19 protein-coding genes, 1 tRNA gene and 1 pseudogene are annotated in these 24,893 nt (G+C 44.3%); 11 read left to right on the top strand and 10 right to left on the bottom strand.

What is annotated here, in order from left to right; genetic code table 11:
* Positions 1–505: 505 nt before the first annotated feature.
* Positions 506–2,842: a putative bifunctional diguanylate cyclase/phosphodiesterase gene (locus tag A8140_RS17355; protein WP_005530585.1), complete on the top strand. Its 2,337-nt coding sequence runs from the start codon at positions 506–508 to the stop codon at positions 2,840–2,842.
* 190 nt (positions 2,843–3,032) lie between these two features.
* Here the strand turns inward: A8140_RS17355 and A8140_RS17350 are convergent, their stop codons facing one another.
* The gene (locus A8140_RS17350; protein WP_005530583.1) at positions 3,033–3,470 is read right to left on the bottom strand and encodes an NUDIX hydrolase; all 438 of its coding nucleotides are present in this window, start codon (positions 3,468–3,470) and stop codon (positions 3,033–3,035) included.
* Between the two features lie 573 nt (positions 3,471–4,043).
* On the opposite strand from A8140_RS17350, the gene A8140_RS17345 reads away from it, so the two are divergent.
* From A8140_RS17345 to A8140_RS17335, 3 genes are all read left to right on the top strand, one after another.
* Positions 4,044–4,685 (top strand): murein L,D-transpeptidase catalytic domain family protein, encoded by a 642-nt coding sequence (locus A8140_RS17345; RefSeq protein ID WP_005452264.1) that lies wholly within the window; start codon positions 4,044–4,046, stop codon positions 4,683–4,685.
* 210 nt (positions 4,686–4,895) lie between these two features.
* Positions 4,896–5,303 (top strand): hypothetical protein, encoded by a 408-nt coding sequence (locus A8140_RS17340; RefSeq protein WP_005530577.1) that lies wholly within the window; start codon positions 4,896–4,898, stop codon positions 5,301–5,303.
* Positions 5,304–5,397: 94 nt separating this feature from the next.
* On the top strand, positions 5,398–5,715 hold the full coding sequence (locus A8140_RS17335) for a hypothetical protein (protein WP_005530575.1): 318 nt from the start codon (positions 5,398–5,400) through the stop codon (positions 5,713–5,715).
* Positions 5,716–5,800: 85 nt separating this feature from the next.
* On the opposite strand, the gene A8140_RS17330 is transcribed toward A8140_RS17335, so the two are convergent.
* The 3 genes from A8140_RS17330 to A8140_RS17320 form a co-directional block, all read right to left on the bottom strand.
* Positions 5,801–6,478: a DedA family protein gene (locus tag A8140_RS17330; RefSeq protein WP_005431873.1), complete on the bottom strand. Its 678-nt coding sequence runs from the start codon at positions 6,476–6,478 to the stop codon at positions 5,801–5,803.
* A 50-nt stretch (positions 6,479–6,528) separates the two neighbouring features.
* On the bottom strand, positions 6,529–6,936 hold the full coding sequence (locus A8140_RS17325; protein ID WP_033000040.1) for a hypothetical protein: 408 nt from the start codon (positions 6,934–6,936) through the stop codon (positions 6,529–6,531).
* Between the two features lie 137 nt (positions 6,937–7,073).
* Positions 7,074–7,592, bottom strand: a complete 519-nt coding sequence (locus A8140_RS17320; protein ID WP_005530573.1) for a DUF4136 domain-containing protein — start codon at positions 7,590–7,592, stop codon at positions 7,074–7,076.
* A 325-nt stretch (positions 7,593–7,917) separates the two neighbouring features.
* Here A8140_RS17320 and A8140_RS17310 point away from each other — a divergent pair.
* Positions 7,918–7,992 (top strand) — tRNA-Gly (locus A8140_RS17310).
* Between the two features lie 184 nt (positions 7,993–8,176).
* Here A8140_RS17310 and A8140_RS17305 read toward each other — a convergent pair.
* The 6 genes from A8140_RS17305 to A8140_RS17280 form a co-directional block, all read right to left on the bottom strand.
* Positions 8,177–8,584, bottom strand: a complete 408-nt coding sequence (locus A8140_RS17305; RefSeq protein ID WP_005530571.1) for a hypothetical protein — start codon at positions 8,582–8,584, stop codon at positions 8,177–8,179.
* Positions 8,585–8,687: 103 nt separating this feature from the next.
* The gene (locus A8140_RS17300; protein WP_005530570.1) at positions 8,688–9,545 is read right to left on the bottom strand and encodes a sterol desaturase family protein; all 858 of its coding nucleotides are present in this window, start codon (positions 9,543–9,545) and stop codon (positions 8,688–8,690) included.
* Between the two features lie 9 nt (positions 9,546–9,554).
* Positions 9,555–10,565 carry a DUF2804 domain-containing protein gene (locus A8140_RS17295; RefSeq protein ID WP_005530568.1) on the bottom strand — a complete coding sequence of 337 codons (1,011 nt, stop codon included), beginning with the start codon at positions 10,563–10,565 and terminating at the stop codon, positions 9,555–9,557.
* A 223-nt stretch (positions 10,566–10,788) separates the two neighbouring features.
* Entirely contained in the window at positions 10,789–11,256 is a 468-nt protein-coding gene (locus tag A8140_RS17290) for an OsmC family protein (RefSeq protein WP_005530567.1), read from the bottom strand.
* Between the two features lie 121 nt (positions 11,257–11,377).
* Positions 11,378–13,741, bottom strand: coding sequence for a hybrid sensor histidine kinase/response regulator (locus tag A8140_RS17285; protein ID WP_005530565.1), 2,364 nt, complete (start codon positions 13,739–13,741; stop codon positions 11,378–11,380).
* Positions 13,734–14,705, bottom strand: a complete 972-nt coding sequence (locus A8140_RS17280; RefSeq protein WP_005530562.1) for a cytochrome-c peroxidase — start codon at positions 14,703–14,705, stop codon at positions 13,734–13,736. The genes A8140_RS17285 and A8140_RS17280 overlap by 8 nt, the downstream gene beginning before the upstream one ends.
* A 257-nt stretch (positions 14,706–14,962) precedes the next feature.
* Between A8140_RS17280 and A8140_RS17275 the strand changes: the two are divergent.
* The 6 genes and pseudogenes from A8140_RS17275 (at position 14,963) to A8140_RS17250 (ending at position 24,860) form a co-directional block, all read left to right on the top strand.
* Positions 14,963–18,564, top strand: a pseudogene (locus tag A8140_RS17275) (ATP-binding protein).
* The gene (locus A8140_RS17270; RefSeq protein WP_005530556.1) at positions 18,565–19,707 is read left to right on the top strand and encodes an EAL domain-containing response regulator; all 1,143 of its coding nucleotides are present in this window, start codon (positions 18,565–18,567) and stop codon (positions 19,705–19,707) included.
* Positions 19,708–19,766: 59 nt separating this feature from the next.
* Entirely contained in the window at positions 19,767–21,425 is a 1,659-nt protein-coding gene (locus A8140_RS17265) for a response regulator (RefSeq protein WP_005530554.1), read from the top strand.
* Positions 21,426–21,827: 402 nt separating this feature from the next.
* Complete coding sequence (locus tag A8140_RS17260; protein ID WP_005530551.1) at positions 21,828–23,195, top strand: NfeD family protein; 1,368 nt, start codon at positions 21,828–21,830, stop codon at positions 23,193–23,195.
* A gap of 9 nt (positions 23,196–23,204) precedes the next feature.
* Positions 23,205–23,984, top strand: coding sequence for a slipin family protein (locus tag A8140_RS17255; RefSeq protein ID WP_005530550.1), 780 nt, complete (start codon positions 23,205–23,207; stop codon positions 23,982–23,984).
* Positions 23,985–24,203: 219 nt separating this feature from the next.
* Positions 24,204–24,860, top strand: coding sequence for an NAD(P)H-dependent oxidoreductase (locus A8140_RS17250; protein ID WP_005530548.1), 657 nt, complete (start codon positions 24,204–24,206; stop codon positions 24,858–24,860).
* The last annotated feature ends 33 nt before the right edge of the window (positions 24,861–24,893 follow it).

The following is a 24,893-nucleotide window of genomic DNA, read 5'->3' as shown; positions in this document are numbered from 1 at the left end:
TTTGATCGTCTGTCTTTGATAATTCATTATATTGACAAAAAACACATCGAAACGTTTCGATGAATAATAGAATGTAAAAAAAAATTGACCAGTTACACAGTAATAAGTGTGATATTGATCTGCAATTAAGTGCCAACTGATTAAGAAAAAGGCATTGAGATCACACTTCACCATCGAAACGTTTCGATCGCGTTTTCACCCGAGGAAAAATTATCTTTCTGTTCGTTATCAACCTGAATTCATAAACCGAACAAATTAATTAGCGTGTTTTCAACTGGAACAATCTGTTCAAATTATGAGACTGTGGTACCTATGAACATGAAAAAACCTCTCACGACATCACAAATATCGGAAACCTCACTGACTTTCGAAAAACACACCCTTACAATTTCTTCGAGTACAAGGAAAGTATCATCATCCGTTCGATACCTTAGGTGAGAACCAACTGGTAAAAACCATTAGGTTAGAAGCGTTTGTAAGGACACAAACGGAAAGTAAGAAATACATGAAATTAAGCAACAGAGTCGTTTTGCTTGTCGCCCCTGTCATTCTAATTAGCGCGCTGGTGTCGAGTTACATCATCTATAGCATTCAAAAAGTCACGCTAATCAAAAGGGAAGACAGCTATATCCAGCTACAAATGGAAAAGCTAGCTGGTCAGTTTCGCCAAGCCAATATTTTTCTTAACAGCTACGCCTACACCTTGAGTAAAAGCGAGGTGCTGCAAGATTATTTTGTGAATCATGATAACCGCTATCGTAAGAGGCAACTGTTCAAACGTTTAGATGAAACCATCGAGGTACTCAGTCACGGGTATCGAGGGGATGCAAATATGGCGATCCTCGACGGTAGGCAAGACCTCCTCTACTACACCGAAAATCAATATTACGACTCAAACGGTCGAGTCGACCCCAAGATCCTTGAGTATGTCGACAAAAGCTTTAAAACCAATGAAGACGTAAGCCATACCGGTTTTATTTACAACAGCAGCGGACAGAGCATTCTATTGCAATACGAGCTGTTTGATAAACGTACCGGAGAGCACCCTTTAAGCTTCGACCCACAAAATGTTTTCTTTGTTATCGTGTCTGTCTCACTCGAAGCGTTTAATGACATCAAGCATGAGATTGAGTTTGATACGCACAGCGTGATTACGTTTTCAGATAAGCCGATTATCTTAGATATTCCCCTTGCTCAAACCATCCAGTTTCTGCCTCACTTCTATGCCATTTTATCGCCAGCGGAATATCTGATGTGGAATAAGGTAGATAAGGTCTGGTTAGAGCTAGCATTGTCTTTTGGTATCGCATCTTTTTGTACCATTACTTTAATTGTCTTAGTCCTTTACCGCTATGTTTTGAGTCCAGTCTCTAGGCTAGACAAACAGCTGAGAGAAATCGAAGCCAACAAACGCACTAATATTGAAAAGCTCGATACTGATGATGAGATTGGGCGCCTTTCTTCCCGCTTCTTTGATATGTACGAAGAGCTGAACAACGTCTACCACAAAACTAAGCGTTTAGCGGAAACTGATCACTTAACTCAACTGGCTAATCGCCACCGCTTCCATGAGCTTGCAAGCCAAGAGCTAGCAGAACCCTCAGAGCAGCTTTGGGTGATTTATATCGACCTAGATAACTTTAAATACGTCAACGACAAATACGGTCACGAACTGGGTGACAAGTTATTGCAGGTCTTCTCCAAACACATCCGAAATGCGTGCCAGAAGTTCACTCAGCAGTACAATAGCCCATGTTTCGGGGCACGTTTATCCGGTGATGAATTTGCAATCCTACTCAGCTCAAATCAAGAAAACACCGAATTACCCGATCTGTTTGCCGCGGAGTTGCTCAAGCCAATTAATAACTTAACTCAGTCAGCAAAAAACTCGTTTCCGGTGACAGCCAGCGTGGGTATCGCTCAATATCCAAGAGATGGTGGTGATATCGCTAAGCTCTTGTCTAGTGCAGACGCGGCAATGTACCAAGCTAAGCGCGCGGGTAAAAACCAATACGCTTACTACTCTGCAGCGCTCAATATCGAGGCTCAACGTCGCAGCCAAATTGAACGCGCATTGCGCAAGGCCAACGTTGAAGAAGAGTTTCGTCTTGTTTTCCAACCATACATGAACAGTAATGCCAACGAGATAGAAGGCTTGGAAGTCCTATTACGTTGGGAAGCAGAAGGGATCGGCTCAGTACCACCAAACGAGTTCATCCCTATTGCTGAACAAACTGGTTTGTTCGAAAAGATTGACCGCTGGGTATTCGCGAATGCCATGGCAGAATACCATCAGCTGAAAAGCATCTTTGGGAAAGACATTATTTTGTCTATCAACCTATCGTCTGCGGAACTGAACTCGCTGTCGATGGCAGAATTCATCCATGAAAAAGCCACACAGAATGGTGTGCCTACGCGCTGTATTGAGCTAGAAATTACCGAAACTTTCGCGTCTGACAAGCAAGGTACTGCCCTACTCGATAAGTTATCGAAGCTGGGTTACAAACTGGCAATAGACGACTTTGGATCTGGTTATACTTCTTTGACACAACTAGTGCAGTACCCAGTACAGAAAATCAAATTTGACCGAGAGTTCTTGTTGACCTTAATGAACACCGATAATGGTCATGTCATTAAACCAATTATAGAGCTGTGCCACGCACAGAATAAGAAAGTGACGGCAGAAGGCATTGAGCATAACGTCATGCACGAATGGCTTTCATCTTACCGCTGTGACTTTATGCAGGGTTATTTATTTGGTAAGCCGATGAACAAAGAACAGCTCGGCCATTGGTGGAAGTCCGCTAATGATCAGCCATTTAAAAGCACACATATCGCTTAGTAGGTAAAACATACCGCAAACGAAAAGCAGCACGCTAAGTGCTGCTTTTTCCTCTTGTTTCGGCTAGGAAAAGCTTACTGAAAGAAAAGTTTATTCTGGTCAACATTTCATAATTTACTTAACTTCTTCTTCAGCAACGTTTCATTTCTAATATGACTTCCGTTTTATTTTTAAATTAAAAATATTATAACTATCCACAAATATTATTTATTGAGCACCCATTATTAAATACCGATTTTAATACACTCTGTAATCTTTGATATTCAATTAAGGCGATGCGATCCACTTCCGTAGCAACAGGCGCATTAATTATTGGATACCAATTTACAGACTCTGCTTCTAAGCTCTGAATATCGCCCACCCAATCAGTGACTACATAATAATGAAGCAATTGAAGTTCTGTGGTTGGGTGATATAAAGAACACAAATACCCGCACCTTTGCGGTTTGATATTTAGCTCCTCGTCTAGCTCTCTAAGCAATGTCATTGCTTGGCTTTCACCTTTCTCCATATGCCCTCCAGGTATTGCAATCATACCTGGGTCAGAGTCCTTATCCTTCGATCGTGTTTCTAATAACACTTGATCACCCTTAACTAAGATAAATGATACACACTCATGAACTTCCATCTTCAATGCCTTCTGCTAACGGTTTTATAGCACGCTAACACAAAAAGTTTGGATGATGTGAATAATGAACACGAATAACTTGACGATATACAACAATCTAACTGGTCGTTTGGTTGAATATGCGCAGCAATCCATAGTCGCTATCAATACATTAACCTTTATTCAGTCATGATTTGTTACGACTAGGATCACAGTCTAAAAATTTTTTGTCGAATGCCAAGTTAGAAATAAGTCCATTGAATTAAAACAACATTTTTTTCAAACTATAATTAAACGATGTTTTATTAAATATCTTGCTTAGTAAATGTTGGTAAACGCAGTTTTATTAATTAGCCAAATCGGCTAGTATTTGCTCTGAAGATTTTTAAAGTCATCGATTAACCTCTCAATGTTGATTAAATTCAGCAAGTTAGTTGGATTATCTTTACTAAATACAAAGTGTATTTTAGTAATAGGTGTCACTGCGCATAATAGGCAACATTGAGAATAGAATTAAATTGATGTACATGCTGTATTAGTGACTGCAAAAAGCAATCACTAAATTTGTTGCACCAAGAGTTTTATTTAGTACAAATGAAAAAGCTATTTTTATTATTGATATGGACATCGTTGGCAGTTTCGCCTTTTGCCTTTGCTCATCATTCAGGTAAAGCGACGGAAACGAAAGCCACTAAACAACTTGTTGAAAAGACATATAAAGAAGCCAAGTTGGAAGGCGTCATTGACTTCAGTTTATTCAATGATGCGTTCTTAGCTTATAAGAAAACCTCAGATCGCAAAAAGCCACTTTTGACCATAATCGATTACAGTAAACCATCTACTGAAAAACGCTTTTATGTGGTCGATTTGGACAAGAAGAAGCTCATTTTTAATACTTATGTCTCTCACGGCGTAAACAGCGGCAAGAAGACCGCAACGAAGTTTTCTAATGTTGTGAACTCTCGTAAAACTTCTCTAGGAACATTCTTAACCGATACCACATACTATGGTTCTAACGGGTATTCACTTCGCTTGGATGGACTTACATCCGGCGTTAACGATAAAGCACGAGAGCGTTACATCGTGGTTCATGGTGCAGACTACGCGAATCCTTCTTTTATTAAGAAGAATGGTTATCTTGGTCGCAGTTGGGGTTGCCCCGCTCTACCACAGAAACTATCACGAGAAATCATCGACACCATTAAAGGTGGCAGTGTTATCTACGCTAGCGCTTAAGGTTTCTTGACCTAATGTTGAAAAGGGAGCTAATACGCTCCCTTTTTTAATGCGACAAAAAACTGTTCATCCTTTCAGCAAGTCGTTAGTATACGAAAGCGCCACCTTCAGGCAGCAAACGAATATCGATTCCATAGTGTTTTAGGGTTAGTTTTGGTTCACGTATTTCGCCTTTTGCTTTTGTCGTCACTCTCCCTGTTCTCAGGGCAAATGCTTGCAGCGCAAAATCAGCCATCCTCAGAATTCCACTACACGCATTCAGAAAAGCTTTATAAGCTCACTCAATACGATTATCACGCAATAAAAGCGCCTTATCGTGCATGGAGTACTCGCGACTCTTGGAGTCCAGACGGTTACTTTCGTCACCTAAAACGTGATTTGCTTGGTTTACTCCCTTGTCGCCGTACATCCGGTAACGATGGTGAGTTACCACTAAATATAACGCCCGACTATCACCTGTTAGTCGCGTTTTTGTCTCCATCACTGTTGGACATAGCGCTCAAAGCAACGCCATTACCCGATGCTGCCGATGTATTTGCATACCGTCGCTCGTATCATCTAGCTAGATGGAAGCAAGCCAATTTACTGTACGTGTTTGCACACAGTCGCGACGCTTAGCTCGCACATTGACTGTACTGACACAATATGGAAACCGTCAGTACCAGCCATGGATGATCTCATCTGAACACCGAATTAACTCGAGATCCTGATTATGAAAAAAATCGCGACTATTGCCACTTTGGCGCTTATTACTTTATTCACAACAACTACGCACGCAGCAAAACCAGAAGAAATGAGCAACAGCTCTCTGATGGAGTGTGCCAATGCGTCTAACACCCGAACTGCCGTTCCTGAGCACCGTGCAATGTTTCGTCATTACTTAATGGCAGTACGTGGTTACACATTCAGCCAGCTATCTTCGGCAGAGACCGAATTCAAAGCAAAAGGCATGGATGAGGCCAAGATGGAACAGCTCTACAAAACTGAGTGTAAAGAAGTAGGCGAATACCTTTACAGGAATGGCTACTAATTCACGCTCAATTCAAATTACGTAGAGAACGAAAAAGGCGCGATCATCGCGCCTTTTTTGCTTTTCGAGCTTCAGGTTTATACGACTATGGCAATTGCGGCGTGGTTTTCGATTTACCCCAAGCCTTACGCACCTTCACCAATACAAAGCTCATAATGGCAATAGTCAGGGTAATCACCGGTGCAGCCATCAATCCCATGGTCACAATCTTGTTAAGCTTCTCTGGCAGTAGAGGCAATAATAAACCTAAACCACAAAGCAGCAGAGTCCATAGAATTGCACTCAACCATGCGAAGTAATGGAACTTACTCACGCGATTAACGCGCAAGCCCATCATTAATGGCAGCAAAGAGCGAACAACAGGAATAAAACGCGCGCAGAACAATGCAATTAAACCATGCTTACCAAGTAACATGTCAACTTGCTCCAAGCGTTTTGCTGGCACTGCATTTACCCACCCCTGCACCTTTGGTAAACGGTTTAACCATTTACCTTGTAGGTACGCAGCCCAACTGCCCATTGCCGCACTCACCACGATCACCAACATGATCATCACTGGGTCTAGTACGCCCACCGCCGCCAAAGTGCCAGAAAGCACAACAACACTGTCACAAGGGAAAGGTGCCGCGGGAATAAAACCACTCTCGAGAAAAATAAGCGCACCCACTACAAAGTAGATAAGACCTGCACTACCCGGTGCCATCAGTGCAGTAAAGTCTTGGTGCCACAAAGCAAACAGCACCTGCGTAATTGAATCAAACATAACAAACTCCTAAACATCACAATCAAATTTCGAAAATTAATGAATAGGAATTACCGCGCATGAATAAAGCGATAGATCAGGTTGGACTCTTGCCCTGCCCCCAGCCGATATTTGGAGTGTGAATAAAAAATTTGAATGACAGGCAACGCTACGTCAGTAAACACGCATTTGTTGAAATCCTGCACGTCATTTAACCAACGTGCAGGTAGCACATCGAAATCGTCCGATTCTGGCGATGTATTGGAATGGTTAACGCGGAGTGCGTTGCGGCTGAATAAGCTCGCAGCGACTTTACGTGAAGGAGAAAACGGGGCTTTCTCTAAATGTGCCTCGCCATCAATCAATGAAGAGGTGTAACTGACAGCGTAGGAGATTTTTGGTGACGGTGAAGCCTGACTCAACCCAAAAGCCATCAGCGCAACAAAGAGTCCTAATACACAGACTAAGTAAGCACGCACAGAATTCACCTAAACCACAACGATACGCTGTTGTAACTCCGTGCGTGCAAATTTGCAATTCAAATTCTCAATCGATAATAAAAAGAGCGTTTTGCAAATAATTATTGCCGCAATTAGACGATAATCTAACCTTGAATTTACTCTTTGCCGTAAGGGTAGTTTTCAAACATTTTCGTGACTTCTTCCGAAATCAACTCTTCGCGTTTTTCAGTACTCATGGACTCGGTGAGTTTACGACTAGAAACCCCCTTCCACACCACTTGATTGGCTTTAGTATCGACAAGCTCAACGACCAATTTGCCGTACTTCTTCTCCTTATAACGCTCTGGACTGGACGCCACCACACCAAAGCTGTTCCAACCGTAACCTACACTAAAGCTTGAACCAGAAGATACGATCTCCGACTCCTTGATGATGTCGTGGTGCACGTACAGATCCCCCCCGCTTTTCACGCGCGATAATCCTCTGGATTCCAGTTGAGCCGCCAACCCTTGCTCAATACGACGAGCATCCAAACTGGTTGGGGTATCTGATTGTTCACCGAAATCAAACGTCTTGTAGGATGAGAAATCCGCTTGCTTGTCGACATCGGTCGTTACCGTGGTACAAGCGACCAGCGAGATAGCAAACAGCATTGCCAATAAACCTTTCCACATACTCATTCTCCTCTCTATCACGCCGGTCTCTCTCGGCAAGTTGTGGTATTTAATCTTACGAACCTGAGAAAATATTGAATCATTTCAACATTTAGTCTTGACCATGAATGCCCAGGGTTCAAATTCAAGACGCAATAGAGAGTAAGAACAGAGAAAATCACTGGTTGATAGATAAAGCGAAATCGTATTCAGAGCGACATATCGCCAACAGCACTGTGCACTTTTTGAACGAATCGGTATTTATTTACTCACTAAGCAACTTATTGAGCAAAAAAGACTTTTCTTTTGCACTCAATCTGGCATATTGACTGAGTCCTATCGATGCGCGGGCATCGTATAATGGCTATTACCTCAGCCTTCCAAGCTGATGATGCGGGTTCGATTCCCGCTGCCCGCTCCAAGCTTTCTCCTCAAGCTAACTTCTTTATCAGTCCCCTAAAATATCCTTTAAATTCGTACTTCATTGCTATCATGCTGTGGCTGTAATCGATCTCTGTATTTGCTACCTCTAACCGCAGGCATAAAAAAGCCCCTGCAGAGTGCAGGGGCGCGTCTTCGTTATGATGTTCCCCATATCTTTGGGGTTACTCCAACTGAAGTGTCGTGAACGTATCGTTTTTCAGCCCGCCACCAGCGCGTTTCTTCATGGTGACCTCAACCGATCGCTTCCCTTCATTGACGCGATAACGTATTGCTTGGGCGAAGTATTTGTCATTTCGCTTCAAGTCTCTAGAATCAATCTTTAACGTACGATTCTGACGATTCACCATGCAGCGGTAATCCCAATCGTTTTTGCCATTTTTCAAAGCAAGCAAAATACGTTGACCCGATGTTCCCGCGGATTTAATCCCGCGAGGCTGCTTATCAATAGCCAGTGCCAACCCTGCTTTACACAACTGCTCTGCATTAAAAGCAGGCGTTGCGTATGCGTATCCAGAGCCAAGCGTAGCCACTGTCATCGTTACGATTGAGAAAACTCGATTAAATGTCATCGTAGATCCCTTAAAACTTACAGAACGCCATACTCATTAAAGCAACATCACCGAACACTGTCAAGCATTAATAGTATGGCGTTTAGTTAATCATTCAGAACCGTTACTCAATTGTATCGGACGGAGGAGCAAACAAGCACCGCCAGCGCTGACGCCAAGACAAATTGGGACGAGTCACCTCTTTGAACATATCTTTCCATTCCGCGAACGTCACGGTAATAGGATTAAAGCTGTTAACGGGCTTTGAGATGCCATAACGGACGGTTTCTACTTCTGGCTCGAATGTTCCAAACATGCGATCCCAGATGATCAGCACGCCAGCGTAATTTTTATCAATGTATTGACGATTCACGCCATGATGCACGCGGTGGTGGGATGGTGTATTGAAGACCCACTCCAAAGGTCCAAGGGAACGAATCGACTGAGTATGAACAAAGAATTGCAGACCAAGGTTGAGCAGCACAACAAACACCACCCACTTAGGATCAAAACCAATAATGACCAGTGGCAACCAGAATAACCACATACCCGCTAATGGGTACATTAGGCTTTGACGAAATGCGGTACTGAAGTTCATGCGCTCTGAACTGTGATGCACCACGTGCGCTGCCCACATCCAACGGATACGATGGCTTGCTCGGTGGAACCAATAATAGAAGAAATCTTGCAAGACCATGAGTAACATGAAGATAGAAACCGTCATCTCGATATCAAACAAGCGCCAACCAAACCACCACAAATACAGTTTAGCGATCAACAGCCCTGTTAAGATATCTGTCGCTTGATGAAGCCCAGCCAATACAAAGTTACACACGACTTCTGGCAAGTAATATCGCGCACTCTCAGGTAATCGACCACCACGTTGCCCAAACCAATATTCTGCCGCAATACAAAGAAAGAATATTGGCGCGAGCAACATCAACAATAAATCAGGATGTTCCGTAATCTGTGACCATTCCATAGTCCGTTCCTACCATTTCGCGTAATGATCTTCGGTGAGTCCCATCACCTCATCGAGTTCGTGTTTAATGCCATTGTCATCAATCAAATAGCCCGAAAAGTAACCGACAAACTGACGAAAGTTACTCTTCAAAAACCAAAAGTTCTTTTTCTCTGATCGTTGATTTTTAGGCTTGAAGATCAAGTCGATGCGCTTGTCTTGTGAGGTAATTCGCCATGACGCTTCTTGATGCATGCGAGAAAACTCGAAATGTACGGGCGGCATCAAGTGGCGCTCTCCATCAATCCAAATGACGTTTTCACAATTCCCAGTTTCATTCACACCAGCCGCAAGGTTCAGCCCTATGCTTTTGTCCTCACGGCGATGATTGATACTCGCCCACCGCCAACTGGTCTCTCTGCGCATGTAACCAGCTGAGAAATCATACCCGGCGACTGCGTTGCTTAGATCTTGTGGCTGCCCTTTCACACTCATTTGACCATGTATGGTGAGTGCGTTGTGTTTTTGGGTATAAGTCCAGCCCGAATATGCTGTTGGCGTGCAGACCATCAAAGGCAAGCTTTCTGACTCAGGTTTTAACTTCAAGTCAGCTTGAATAAGGTCTGTTGAAAGCTGTATGTGCCAGAGTCCATGTTCAATCTTAAATTGAATGGCATCATTAGCGAGATAGGCTTGACTGTTCCAACTAGAAGGTTGTGTTTGATAGCCCATGTTAAGCGGCTTTAGCCACTGCTGCTCAACAAGTTCATGGGTTTCCGTATCGAACACATAGCAAAAGCCAGATGCCAAATAGCGAATATCGGCAATCGCGACGCCAATGATGTATTTCTCTGTCACGATCGAGACGAACTGGAACTGCTTATAGTCGAATCGCTTTCGCCAACTCGATGCAGGCAGGTCCATCTCATTAACATACTGAAACGCATCCAACTGAAGGGATTCGGGAATCGATGCTAAATGACCAAATTGAGGTAATCCATTCGCTTGAATAAAGGGATTCAAAGGCGTTTGCACATCCATGCTCGCTATTAATCAATGACACACCATTCGATATTAACATTAATTTAACAACGCACAGTTTGCGCCACTGCACAAGATTGGCCCACATATCGACGTTAAATGAAAGGAAACGTGAGACCAGTCACCCATACTCAAACTATCAAACGGTTAATTAGAGCTTTAACTTGGGTTTAATAGCAGGCAAGAGTGCCTGCCTTCGGAACGCTTTTAATGAATCACTCTTCTAATCCAATAACTCTGTCACGACATCAGTCTTCACGGAGTTGGCAATAAAGCAGTTTTCATGTGCCATGTGATGCATTTTTTCTAACTGTTCACGCGTCGGTTGTTTGTCTCCAAAAAAGACAATGTTTGGCCTAAGCGTTACTTTTGAAACCCACTCTTTGCCATTTTCTCCTGCAGTCAGCTCGCCCACCGCTTCATCAACGTAGGAATCAATCACATAACGACGCTTAGCAGCAATAGAGAGAAAGACCAGCATATGACAGCTTGAAAGTGCCGCAATAAACGCTTCTTCTGGGTCCACATTCTCTGCTACTGATAAAGGCAGCGGGACAACATGAGGAGATGGTGAAGCAGGAACACAAAGCCCGCCGTCGAACTGCCAAACGTGCGCTCGGCTGTATTGATTATCACTGAAGATTTCGCCTGTTTGACGCTGCCACTTAATCACTGCGGTGTGTTGACTCATTGCAATTCCCTGCCCTGCCGTTGCGCACCCCAAAAGGAGAAGGTGCCAAAAAGAGAACTAAGTAAACCACAGTCCGTCTCTTACGCCCACCCACAAGGTAGAAAATACAGCTCTCGCACGACTAAATCACTAGATTTGAATCCGCTTGACGCGTCCGACATCGATCAATCAAGCGTTGCCCTTGGTGTACGTTAACTTGCAATCGGTTAATCAGTTTCTGCAGTTGCTCAATATCAGGTATCTGTTTGTTCTTCACTTGAGTTTCGATGTCTAGAGCCTGATTCGCTAGCGTATCTAATCCAAGGTTCAACGCCATCCCTTTGATGGTGTGCAAGGTGCTATAAAGTGGCGCTAAGTCTTCAGCCATGAAATACTCAATCAATTCATCAACCGACTTTTCGAAGTCGTTCACAATGGTTTCAAGCAAATCTAAACATGCATCAGGATCTTCTTTCAGCACTTCTAACATCTCTGATTGAGTTAACTCTTCTTCCGTGAGCCTCAGCTTCTCAATCGGTTCACGGTGCAACTCAATCACGTTTTCAGTCTGCTCTAATGCTTCATAATTCTGGACAGGTAAACGAGAAGAGAACTGCTTGAGCGCATCAGAAAAACTCTCACGCTGTAGCGGCTTAGTCAGGACATGGTCTGCCCCCGCTTCAATGAAGTTGTCGTGCGCTTCTCTAAATACATCGGCGGTATAGGCAAACAATACGGTGTTGATACCAAGCCTTTCACGAATAAAGCGCGTCGCCTCAACCCCGCTCATCTCTGGCATATGATTGTCCATCAATATCAGGTCATATTGGTGTTCTTGTGCTTTCTTAGTCGCAATCAAACCATTCTCAGCAATCTCAACCGTGTGTCCTAACTTCTCACAAAAGCCTTTCGCCACAATCGCGTTCACTCGGTTGTCTTCCGCAAGGAGAATGTGAAGATGACGTTTACTCTCCCGTTGTTGCTTAACTGGGGTGTTTTGTGTTGCTGGCAATTCTTTCTCTATCCAAGGGATAGGAAGCTCCACTACAAACTGAGTCCCAATGCTCTCAACACTTTTGAGTTTAATCTCTCCACTCATCAATTCCGTGAGCTTTTTGACAATCGCAAGACCAAGCCCGGTTCCGCCAAACTTACGCGTGGTAGAAGTATCAGCCTGTTCAAACGAGTTAAAAATACAACCTTGCTTATCTCCCGGAATACCAATACCAGTATCATTGACTGAGATAAGAAGACATCGCTTTTGCTCATCAAGCTCAGTCCGAATCAATACGTGCCCATCGCCAGTAAACTTCACCGCATTGCCTGCGAGATTAAACAAGATCTGGCGGACACGGGCACAATCCCCCTTAAACTCGATAGTGTCAGGCACTTCATTTTCGACATAAAGCTGGATATTTTTCTCTTCAACAAGCGGCTGAATCGCGCTACAAACGGGAGTTAACACTTGCAACAAATTAAAAGGTGCCGCTTCTAAATCCAGTCTATTCTCTTCCACTTTAGAAAAATCCAATATGTCATTGAGAATCGTCATCAGGTGCTGGCCGGAGTCCAAGATTATTTTCACATGTTCTTTGGTTGATTTTTCTTGAGTTTCATTGGCAATGATTTGTGAAATCCCCAATACCCCATTCATTGGTGTTCTTAACTCATGGCTCATGGTCGCTAAGAATTGTGACTTCGCTTTGGCTGCGCGCTCCGCTTTCTCTGTCGCTTCTATTAACTCGTCATTGAGATGTTTGAGCTTATTCACACGATGTTGAGTTTGCAGCACAAACGCCGTCACTAATAAGATAATGGACAGGAGAACAAACAGCCACGTCAGTCTGGATTCACGTTGCGCGATTTCAAGTAACTGCTGCTCAGAATACTCAACAAACTCAAAGTAATGGCCTTCTAGAATCCTGTTGGTAAGCAACTCTATCTTGCGCTCGCTTTGGCGCAGTCTATTCAAAAATAATGAGCTACTCTGGCTCTGGGGGTTATCGCCTTGTAACGCTGCATTGGTTAAAAAATCAAAATAATGCTCTTCCAACCATATATCATCGGTTTGGGCGCTAAATTGGTCTTTGTAAATGTTATGTAGTGTGAGTAATTCGTATTGATTGGCAACCTGGACACCAATTAGCATGTCTAACGATTGAGTCGCATCTCTAACTTTGCCATCAAATTGAACAACGATACTTTGCGCACGTAACCTAGTGGACGTGATATCAAACCAAATCGACTGTTTGAAATCAGAAATCAATTGTTCAGAAGCAAGCTCTAGCTCAACTAAACTATGCGTGATTTCATAATTCCTCCGCTCTCGGATCGAGTAGGGATTAACCACGCTATCCCGAGCCTCTATCAAATGGTGACCAATCTCAGAAAGCGATGTGTGTACCGCTTGAGTATTTCTTGAATTAACATGAGTCATGCACGCCAGAACCACCATCACGGTAATAATGACGAACAAGGCGGCGTTAGCTAAGCGAAATTTATTCATTTTCAAACACCTCCAAAATTGCAGGCCTTGGGGTGCTTAACGTCATCAGGAAGGCTTCGATATCTACCACTTTGTCGTCGCTCATCGTTACCCCCTGCAAGACCTGCGACATAATTTGAATAGCATCCGATAGTTTATCAACTTGCCCATTGTGAAAATAAGGCCCGGTTTGCCCCACATTTCGCAAGCTTGCCACACGAAAATAGGATTTATCCTCTCCATCAGAGGTTCTTAAATGTCGCCCCGTATCAAGATTTTTTTCTCGCGTTTGAAAATAACTAAACTGCTGAATCATGGACCCGCCAATATTCCGCCCTTGGTGGCACTGAACACAGCCCACTTGCTGAAAGGCCTTCCACCCTCTTATTGACTGTTCATTCATAACGTTCGTATCACCACGTAAATACGCATCAAATGGAGAGCTTGGCGTCTGGAGCCCTTTAACAAACTCCACAATTGCACGCTTAATGTTGGTCACATTAATGCGTTTATCCGTTTGCTCAAATAGAAATTTATATAACGAATTAGCTTGAACATGCTTTTCTATCTCTCCCCAATTAGAATCCATTTCTAAAGGGTTTTGGACAGGTCCGTCGATTTGAACCATCAACGAATTTGCTGTGCCATCCCACAGGAACCGATAATTTAAAGCCGCGTTAAAAACGGAGATTGAATTACGAGTGCCAACGCCATGTACTCCAGTAGAAACTTGCGTCTGTTCTGCACCATTTGTGGATAGGTTATGGCAGGTTTCACAACTGATCTTGCCATTCGATGACAGTTTTGGGTCCCTGAATAAATGCCAGCCAACACGAGCCAGTTGAAAGTCAACCTTGGGATCGCCTTCGAGAGTGGGAACTAAGCTGGTATTGATTTTTGTATTTTGTATTCCTGCTAAAGTTGAAGCGCTAAAACTCATTAATAAACATCCATGTAACACTTTAGTAGTAAGCTTTATCTTCATAGTTGGGATTTCCTTACCCGACCTCTTAATATGAACTTAGTTGCTTTCTGGCTTTTTTCCATTACCTCCTATTTAGATATTGAATCCCCGCTCATAAGTCATTGATTATTCAGGTCTCGATCTCGTTTAAATCACTCACTTGAATATCAAACATCACTTGTCGAAAAGACAAACATCCTTGATTGGCGAATAACGGTGAAAAGCTATACGATTCCGCCCCCTTTTTTGACTCGCGCCCTACTTGGAAAAATAAAACCTTGAAACTGTTTGCCTCAATCGCAGCATTGCTTATCACTCTCTCTTTCAGTGCTTTAGCGGAAGATTTCCTAAGCAAGAATGACCGATTGTTTCTCGACAACCAAAAGAGCTTAAAGGTTGGCGTTCTTGCAGGTGATTGGCTCCCCTATTGGGGAAACTTAGAATCAAAAGAAGGCATTAACATCGAGTATGCAGAAAGCATGTTGCACGATCTGCACATTGACGCCGAGTATGTTCCCTACTCCAGCCTCGACACCCTATTTAATGGCTTAGAAAACGGCGAGATCGATCTCACCGTTGGCTTTGTTGCAACCCAAAAAAGAGCGGAGCGTTTTCTGTTCTCTGAGCCGATTTTTCAGACTTTACGCTTAGTTTGGTTGCGTGACGTTGCTTTGGAAAATACTCCTCTCAGCGAACTCAAGTGGGTTTGCGTCAAGGACTCAAGTGCCTGTGACCAGATTGAAATTCTCGGCTTTGAGCATGTTCATACCGTGCGCAACAGCGTCATGATGACAACGTCGTTAAATACCGGGGCAGCTGACGCAGCAGTTGTAGGCCTGTCTACGCTTAGCTCTTATGGTTTTAAAAATCCTCATGGTGAACTCGCAGGTAAAGTGGTCTATGACAACGCCCTCACGCCTGGCGCTGTCACTATCTTCACGGGGAAAGAATCTCAACAATTGATGGGCATTATCAACAAATACATCAAACACTCTAAAGATTCCAAACACAGCCGTATGCATATTGAAGCGAACATCAACGTGTTGCACAACGAGTTAATGCTGGAGATTTTGGAGCAACAAAATGGCCGACAAACCGTTCGCTACACCATTAAAGACAATGTATACCCACTGTCTTACACAGACCCAAAAACCAAAGAGGTCAAAGGTTATGTGCACGATTTAATGAAGCTGCTCGAACAAAAGAGCATGCTCAAATTTGAGTACATTCATCCTAACGGCAGAGATGTTGATTTAATGCTTCAGGAGCATATTGTTGATGTGCTCCCAACACGAAACATCGCAATTACTGACAATAAACGTTTTATTGCAACACGTTCGTTCGGAGTTCTTCAGTATGGGTATATCGAGTCACTGAACAAACAAGCACAAAAAAGCGTCGGTATTTTAGACCGTGCGGGAAATTTCTATCCGCACTTTTTAGGTAACCCTACGTATGCCTCTTCTCCTGTTTATCGTGATTTTAAAAGCCTTAGTAAGGCATTAGAAGATGGAAAAATCTCCCATGCCTTCGTCAATCAAAATTTGATTGATCACCATTTTTATAAAGGGCAAGGGACGCAGTTTAAAGCAGTGGCGCCACCGGACGACATGGAACTGGGGGTGGCATTGGGTATGGAGTTAAGGAAGGATTCTGAGTTTCTACACAGAGTGTTGGATACCGTACTTCAAGTCACCACCAAAGAAGAACTTCAACAGCTTGAAGAACGACATGAAAAAGTAACGGTTAATTACGGTATTGAGAAAGAGATCGTCGTCATTTCAGCATTGGCTGGCGTCTGTATTTTGTTAATTGCGGTGCTGATTTACATCGTTAGAACTGGCCACCTGACTCGTACCATTAAACGCAAAGAATACGAAACTCAGATTCGCCAAAAGCAGAACAAGTGGCTATCGTCTGTACTGGATCAGCTGCCTAATAAGATCTTGATATCTGATGAAAATAATAAGCAGATTCTGGCCAATAAGCCGTTCATCAACATGCTTTCGCGCTGCAATGTAGATAAAGGCATTACAGACCAAGAACGAGAGCAAGTGCTTGATCTTACGCGAGAGTGTGTGAGCTCAGATTCAGAAAGTACGGAAACATCTTTATGCTCTTTGGGCGACAAGCACTACCGTGTGCGTCAGCAGACCCTACTCCATCCAGAGGAAGGGACTCAATACCGGATGACGGTGTTTGATGACATCAGTGAACTAAAACAGAAAGAGACGGCGTTGAAAGCATCAAACTTGAAAGCCATGAAAGCGATCGAGGCTCGCGAACACTTTCTAGCGGTCGTCAGCCACGAGCTCCGTACCCCAATCGCAGCAATGATGGGATTAATGGAGTTGTTAGAGCAAGATTTAGAACGTAAAGAGAGCAAAGAGTTGTTGAAGAGCGCAATGCAATCAGCAGAACGATTACAGTTGCAAGTTAATGACATTTTGGATTTCTCAAAAATTAATGCAAACCAACTTCAGTTAGATGTTCACAAAGGCAATGTTTATCAAGAGCTCGGGGCAACACTAAGAAGCTTTGAAAAAATCATCGAACGAAAGTCATTGGCGTTTGAGTTGAACTGGACTCCGACACCTCATGCTTTAGTGGTTCTGGATTGGTTGCGCGTCAGCCAAATCATCAACAACCTATTGAGTAATGCGGTGAAGTTCACTGAGGAAGGTAAGGTTCTCGTGAGTGTGCATGTCTGCCCAAGCCAACTTGAATTCAAAGTACAAGACACGGGATGCGGGATGAACAATGCCCAGTTAGCCACTCTGTTCCAGCCTTTTGTTCAGGGGGACAAAAGCACCAGTCGCCGTTTCGGAGGCACAGGCCTTGGCATGTCTATCGTCAAAAGCTTGGTCGACATAATGGAAGGCACCATTGAGGTTGACAGCCAAACAGAACAGGCACAACCATCACCGTACGCTTGCCAATGATCAGTCAACCACTTGATATGACGGCGCTAGTTCCGGTCTATACCGAAGACAAACAAGTTCAGCGATGGTTAAACACATGGCAAGTCACTCTGGATGAGTTTGAAAGCAAGCATCACGTGCTCGAGCTGGAACAACATTACTCCAACGTGTATCCCGATTTAATTTTGCAGAAGCTAAACGGTGAAGTGATAACGCAAACCCACTCAGCACAGACAGTAGAATACCAGTGGGACGGACGCGTGTTAGTCGTCGATGATGATGCGATCAACCGACTATTGTTCAAGCGTCAATTTGAAAAGCTGGGAGTCAATTGCCAGCTTGTTGCAAGTGGCTTAGAAGCGATTGAAGCGCTAGAACAAGCACAAAGCGACAACGTACTGGCACCCTTTAATTTGGTGATTACCGACTGTCACATGCCGGATATGGACGGTTACCAACTGACTCAAGCTCTCAAGGCAAATAAGGTTCTTGCGTCCATTACTGTCGTGACTTGTACGGCAGAGAATTCACGAAACGTGATTGAAAAAGCAGAACAAAGCGGCATTGAAACCGTGTTGTTTAAGCCATACACCCTGAGCGAACTGCAAGCCTTGTGTGAGCAATACTTATCAAGAGTCATTAACGCAGAGTCCCAAGAGGATTGGCTTGAAGCCTATAGCTATGAAGAGAGACTCGAGATGGCACAAGTGATTTGTGAAGCACTAAGCAATGACATCGCACTGATTCACTCTGGAGAGGAAAGCCTTAAGTCAGTGGCACACCGAATCAAAGGATCAGCGGCCGCCCTCAACTTAACCCAACTTGGGCATGCGGCAATGCAATGTGAATCTTTGGTGGGCAGCGAACAAGAAATTCAGGCTCGCACTGCACTTATCAACGAATTAGAAACCATCGTCAGCACGACACAGCATTGGCTGAATATGAATGGGAGCAATTAAATGAACGTTTTGATTGTAGAAGATGATCGATTACAAGCAACCAATCTTAAGATTTTGCTCAATCGTCTATTTAAAGGCACGATTACCGTCGTCCATCGAGGGTCAGAAGTCGCGACCGTTTGCGAGGCCCAACCAATCGATGTGATATTCTGCGATATTGATTTACCAGATATCAATGGGGTGAACCTACTTTCAACCCTTGCCGAAAGCTCACGTCCAAAAGGCGTGGTGATTTTGAGTGCGATGACCCAAGACGTGCTCGAAATTACCTACAACATGTGCTTGTCTGCGGGCTACGGGTTTGTTCGCGCATTAACTAAACCCATTTCTAATCAGCAACTCACTCAGATCTTCGGTGAGTTCAAACAATACTTATCGCAAGAGCAATTCGTGAGCTTGCCTGTGTTAATGAATGACGACGAAATTGACACTGCCTTCAATGAGGGCAGGTTTATCAATTACTACCAACCACAATACTCAACGTCGGATAACCAACTGATTGGAGTCGAAGCATTAGTACGTTGCCGTCACCCCAAGCACGGCATTATTGCACCTACGCAGTTTATTACTGAGATTCAGGTTCGTAATGAGTTGGATAAACTGTTCTGGATTGTGCTAGAGAACGCCCTTCAAGACATGTCCACACTGAAAGTAGACATCAACTTATCAGTCAACATGAACCAAAAAACGCTGAAGCAACCTATGAGTGAGCGACTATTTGCGTTGTGCGAACAATACCAAATAGCACCTGAACGCATCACGCTTGAACTGACCGAAGACGAAGTGTACGACTGCAGCGTCACGTCGCTAGCCAACCTCGCCAACTTACGTTTAAGAGGCGTTGGCTTAGCCATTGACGACTTTGGGACCGGTTACTCGTCCCTGAGCCAGTTAGCAACGCTGCCTTATACAGAATTAAAGATTGACCGCCAATTTATCAAAGATGCATTAACCAACTTCAAGAGCCAACAGCTCACTATTTCTAGCCTACACCTAGCAAAGTCACTAGGACTTAAATCGGTGGCAGAAGGTGTAGAAGATCATGAAACATTGGCGTATTTGCGCGAACTTGGCGTGGAACTTTACCAAGGATTTGTTCGCTGCCGCCCTATCCCCTTTGAACAATTGGAAACGTTGATCTAATTCGAACGTTGCGGCTGTTTGCTATCAGCCGCAACGCTCATTTTCTGAGTCCTTTTTAAATGAACACCAAATCTTTCTCACAGTACAATGTGTTAATTGTCGATGATGCGCCTATCGTGGCGCTGACACTGCGTAACATGCTGACCAAGCTTGGCTTTTCTGATAAACGCATATTCACAGCTCGCTTAGCAAAGGGGGCAGTTTCTATTGCTCAGCAAGAGCGCATTGACCTGATCATTTGTGACTACAACTTCGGTCGAGGCATGAACGGCAAACAGCTGTTTGAAGAGCTTACGCACCTCAAATTACTCAACCATGACACCGTATTTATTCTTGTAACGGGTGAGAACTCTGCGACCATCGTACGTGCCATCATCGAGCTGAAGCCGGACGAGTACCTGCTCAAACCTTTCAACTCCATCACGTTGCGAGAACGTATCTCAAAGCGTAAGAGCCTCTTACAGGCCATCTATCAAGCAGAGATCAACAACGATGCGCATACAGGATTAGAAGCATGCGATGAGCTGACACCATTTCATTCTGAGTATTTTTTCATTATCGAAAAGTTTCGGGCCGACTTCTTAACGCGTTTGAAGCTGCATCAAGAAGCCAAAGTCGTTTACGAGCAAGTCATTGAACGTAAAGACGTTAACTGGGCAAAAATCGGCTTAGCAAACACGCTAATCACACTGGGTGAACACGACGAAGCACAACGCTTAGTACGCGCCTTGTTAGAAGAGTCACCAAACAACGTAGAGATACGCGAGTGCGCGGCTAACTTCAGCATGCTTAACCGAGAAGTACCAAGTGCAATTGGGCATTTGGAATTGGCAAACAGCTGGGTTGAAGGCAATTCGGAGCGTGAACTGGTGATCGTCAATCTATGCTTGGCGGAACATGACTATCGTTCTGCGTTAAAGCACTACCATGTATACATGGAGATCAACAAAGACACTTACCGTAACAATACCTTTGCCAAGCTCAACATGATTCGAATCTTGCTCTATCGTGTGCGTAAACTTGAAGGCCGAGAGGATCTTCTTGTTCAAGCCAAAAACTTATTTAAGTCGATCACGAGCGGGCCAGAAAACAGGGCAATTCAAGACGAGCTCGACCTGTTCGCCGCGAACATTGCCATTGAAGAAAACCAGTACGTCTCAGCGTTTAAAGTGCTCAGTGATTTGTATCGACGTAAGCCCTTCGCTCACTTTTATGCGCAATTTCACCTAGCGTGGTTGCTACATGAGATGAACTTTGAATCAGAGTTTTCCAACGCCATTACTTGGTGTTTTGAGAATCTACAAACCGACTCAAGTGACACGATTCTTTCGAGTAAGATTACCCTTGGTCGCGCCCTAGAAACAGACAATGCAGAACGCCAAACTTGGATGCAAGAGCAATACAGAAAAATCCGAGCGGCAGAACAGGACTATCAAGCCTTGATTGATGCTTTGATTGAGCTACAGACCCGTTGTCCATTGCTACGCACGGTGTGCATCAACATCATTAAAGTACTGACGCGAGCCTTTCCAAGCGACAAGTCTTTGTTGGAAGTCGAAGTGTTGATCAAACGATGCGATAACATCGTTAAACAATTGGTTTCTCGTGAGGAACTAGAGCAAAGTGGTTATGACAAGTTCCTCTTCCTCGCTCAAGATCGCTGTCAACACATGTCAGTGGTAAACAGTCACCTTCCAGAACCAGAACTGGCAAACTAGACAGGCAAAAAGGGGCGCTTTAGCCCCTTTATCTTTCGGATTACAGGTTGAAGAAACGGTTAATCCAAGTCACCTCACCGAATGCAATCAAATCGTAGATGGTAAAGAACACCGAACAGATAACGGCAAGCTTCACCAATCGAATCGCAATTAACATCATAACTTCCCACTTACCTTTTTGTCTGAGTGTCGTTGATTCCTCGCAGTTTACTGGTTTTCTTACGAACCACAACGCATGAAACCCCAGATTACGTGAGAAAGTGTGTATCAGTGCTAAGCCTCACTTTTGTAAATTTGCTTATACATTCGGAGGCGACGGATAAAACCATTCTCTTGTCTACTCGTATCTATACTTTAAATAGTGTTTTCAATAAGTCCCAGTGGTTACACAAGGAGGGCTGTATGAAACAGATACGATTGTGGCTTCTTCCCCTACTCTTGTTTGCAAGCCAAGCGCTAGCAAGCACTGTTTGGGTATTGCCTGTCAAAGGGGCAATTGGACCCGCTCTGAGTGATTATCTGTCACGAGAAATTGAAGAAGCTCAACAAAACGGCGTTGAGCTTGTCATTCTAAAGATGGATACCCCCGGCGGGCTTGATAGCTCAATGAGGGACATCATTCACGCTATCACCACATCCACTGTCCCTATCGCGACTTGGGTCGGTCCTTCAGGCTCTCGCGCTGCTAGTGCTGGAACATACATTCTGCTCGCCAGCCACGTCGCTGCGATGGCAGAAGCCACTAACTTAGGAGCCGCGACTCCTGTTGCGTTGGGGGGAGCACCACAACAGCCGTCTTCAGACGAAGGTAAAGACTCAACAGATTCGCAACCGGAATCCACAGAAAAAGCCTCAGACGAAGTGCCTGCCAAAACCGCAATGGAAAAGAAAGTCATTAATGATGCCAGAGCCTACATCAAAGGCTTGGCGCGATTACATGATAGAAACGCCGAATGGGCAGAAAAAGCAGTCAGTATGGCGGCCAGTTTAGACGCAACCGAAGCGTTAGAACTCAACGTCATCGACTTCATAGCCAACTCACCGGAAGACTTGGTTTCAACGATTAATGGCATCGAAGTCAAACTCAACGGCAAACCGTTTAAGCTAGCGTTAGATAACCCAACTTGGGTGGAGCGCGTTCCAGACTGGCGTGCACAAATGTTGGCGGTAATTACCAATCCCAACGTAGCTTACATCCTCATGCTGATTGGTATTTATGGCTTGCTTCTGGAGTTCTACAACCCAGGTATCGGCTTGCCCGGCGTGCTCGGCGGGATTTGCCTGTTGCTAGCCATGTACGCACTGCAAATGATGCCTGTGAATTACGTTGGTTTGGGATTACTGCTGCTTGGTATTGCTCTGATGATTGCTGAAGCCTTTAACCCGAGCTTTGGCATACTCGGTTTAGGCGGTGTCGTTGCATTTGTGCTTGGCTCAATCTTCCTAATGGACAGCGATATACCCGGCTTCCAAATTGCCCTGCCACTGATTTTCGGTATCGCGATTTTCTCTGTGGGCCTCATCGTCATTACGGTTGGCTTGCTTCTTAAAATTCGCAGTAAACAAGCCACTACAGGGCTCGAAAACTTCCCGGGTAAACTCGCCGTTGTGAGCGATGATTTTGTTGATGGTACCGGTCGAGTGCAATTAGACGGAGCGCTATGGCAAGCCAAAGCAGAACAGAAACTGAAACAAGGTGACCACGTGACTGTGGTGAAAATTAAAGGGTTGACCCTAACCGTGAAACCCAGTGACCGCCCTAAGGAATAGGAGGCGCTTATGATGCTTTACACTGTTGCCGTTATCATCGTTTTATTGTTTGCACTGGCAACGCAAATGTTCAAGGTGCTGCGTGAGTACGAGCGCGGCGTGGTGTTCTTTCTGGGTCGCTTCCAAGAAGTGAAAGGACCGGGTTTGATCATCTTGATCCCCTTCATTCAACAAATGGTTCGCGTCGACTTACGTACCATTGTTTTGGATGTTCCAACTCAAGATTTAATCACCCGTGACAACGTATCGGTCAGAGTCAACGCCGTAGTTTACTTCCGAGTGGTCGACCCACAAATGGCAATCAACAATATTGAAAGCTATAGCGACGCCACTAGCCAGCTAGCACAAACAACACTGCGTTCAGTGCTTGGCCAACACGAACTGGATGAATTGCTTTCAGAACGTGAACGTCTCAATAAAGACCTCCAAGCCATTCTTGATCAGCAAACTGACGATTGGGGAATCAAGATAGCAACGGTTGAAGTGAAACATGTCGATCTTAACGACAGCATGGTGCGCGCCCTTGCCCGCCAAGCCGAAGCAGAACGTAACCGCCGAGCGAAGATCATCCACGCAACCGGTGAGTTAGAAGCGTCTAGCAAATTGAAAGAAGCGGCAGAAATGCTCAATGAAGCGCCAAATGCGTTGCAACTTCGATACATGCAAACGCTCACTGAAATCACCACAGACAAGACATCAACCATCATCTTCCCGATGCCAATCAATCTTGTCGAAGCGGTTTCCGATATCGCCAAGGCTGTGAAGAACAATCAAGGCGATAAAGAGTAAACGTGAGCAACAAAATGAAAGGGAGCAAAATGGCTCCCTTTCTTTTTAATTTTGCTCTAGGCACCTTTTGATTTTCAATAAAAAATAGAAAGTGATTTAAATGAAACGCGTATTATCATTTCGAGAAAAGTCGATATGATGGACTCACTTTCGAGGTACGCATGGTTACCGATGCTAAGCGCATCCTCATTTGTCTAATAGTATTAAGAGGATATAAACGTGTCTCATCAAATCATTACAGACCTAAACAACCGTTACACAGCGAAAAAATACGACGAAGAGAAACGCATCTCTCAAGAAGATATGGCAATCATCAAAGAAGCGATTCGCCTATCTGCGTCTTCTATCAACTCTCAGCCTTGGAAATTCATCGTAATTGAGAGCGACGAAGCGAAACAGCGTTTCCACGACACGTTTGCAAACATGCACCAGTTCAACCAACCGCACGCGAAAGCAGCATCCCACACTATTCTGCTAGCGCACGATCCAAAATTCACTAAAGAGAAATTTGCGAAGCGTGTTGATGCTGAAGTAACTTCTGGCCACCTACCAGCCGAGATGTACGACACTTTCATGGGTGCTTACGCATTTGCTGAGGCAAACACAGATGAGAACGGCTACAACGGTGGCTGGACGAAAGCGCAAGTTTACATCGCTCTTGGTAACCTAATGCACACGCTAGCGCGTCTAGGTATCGACTCGACTCCAATGGAAGGTGTAGACCCAACACTGATCGGCGAAGAGTTCAAAGCAGAACTAGATGGTCACGTATGTGAAGTTGCACTAGCAATCGGCTATCACAAAGACGGCGAAGACTACAACCACGGTCTACCTAAGGCGCGTCTACACATGGATGACGTGATTACTACTCTTTAGTGAGCATCTTCTCCTAGCTCCATGGTTCCTAGC

This window comes from Vibrio campbellii CAIM 519 = NBRC 15631 = ATCC 25920 (genome assembly GCF_002163755.1).
Classification (GTDB): Bacteria; Pseudomonadota; Gammaproteobacteria; order Enterobacterales; family Vibrionaceae; genus Vibrio; species Vibrio campbellii.
The sequence above is the reverse complement of the archived record's forward strand: the minus strand, read 5'-3'. Positions and strand labels throughout refer to the sequence as shown.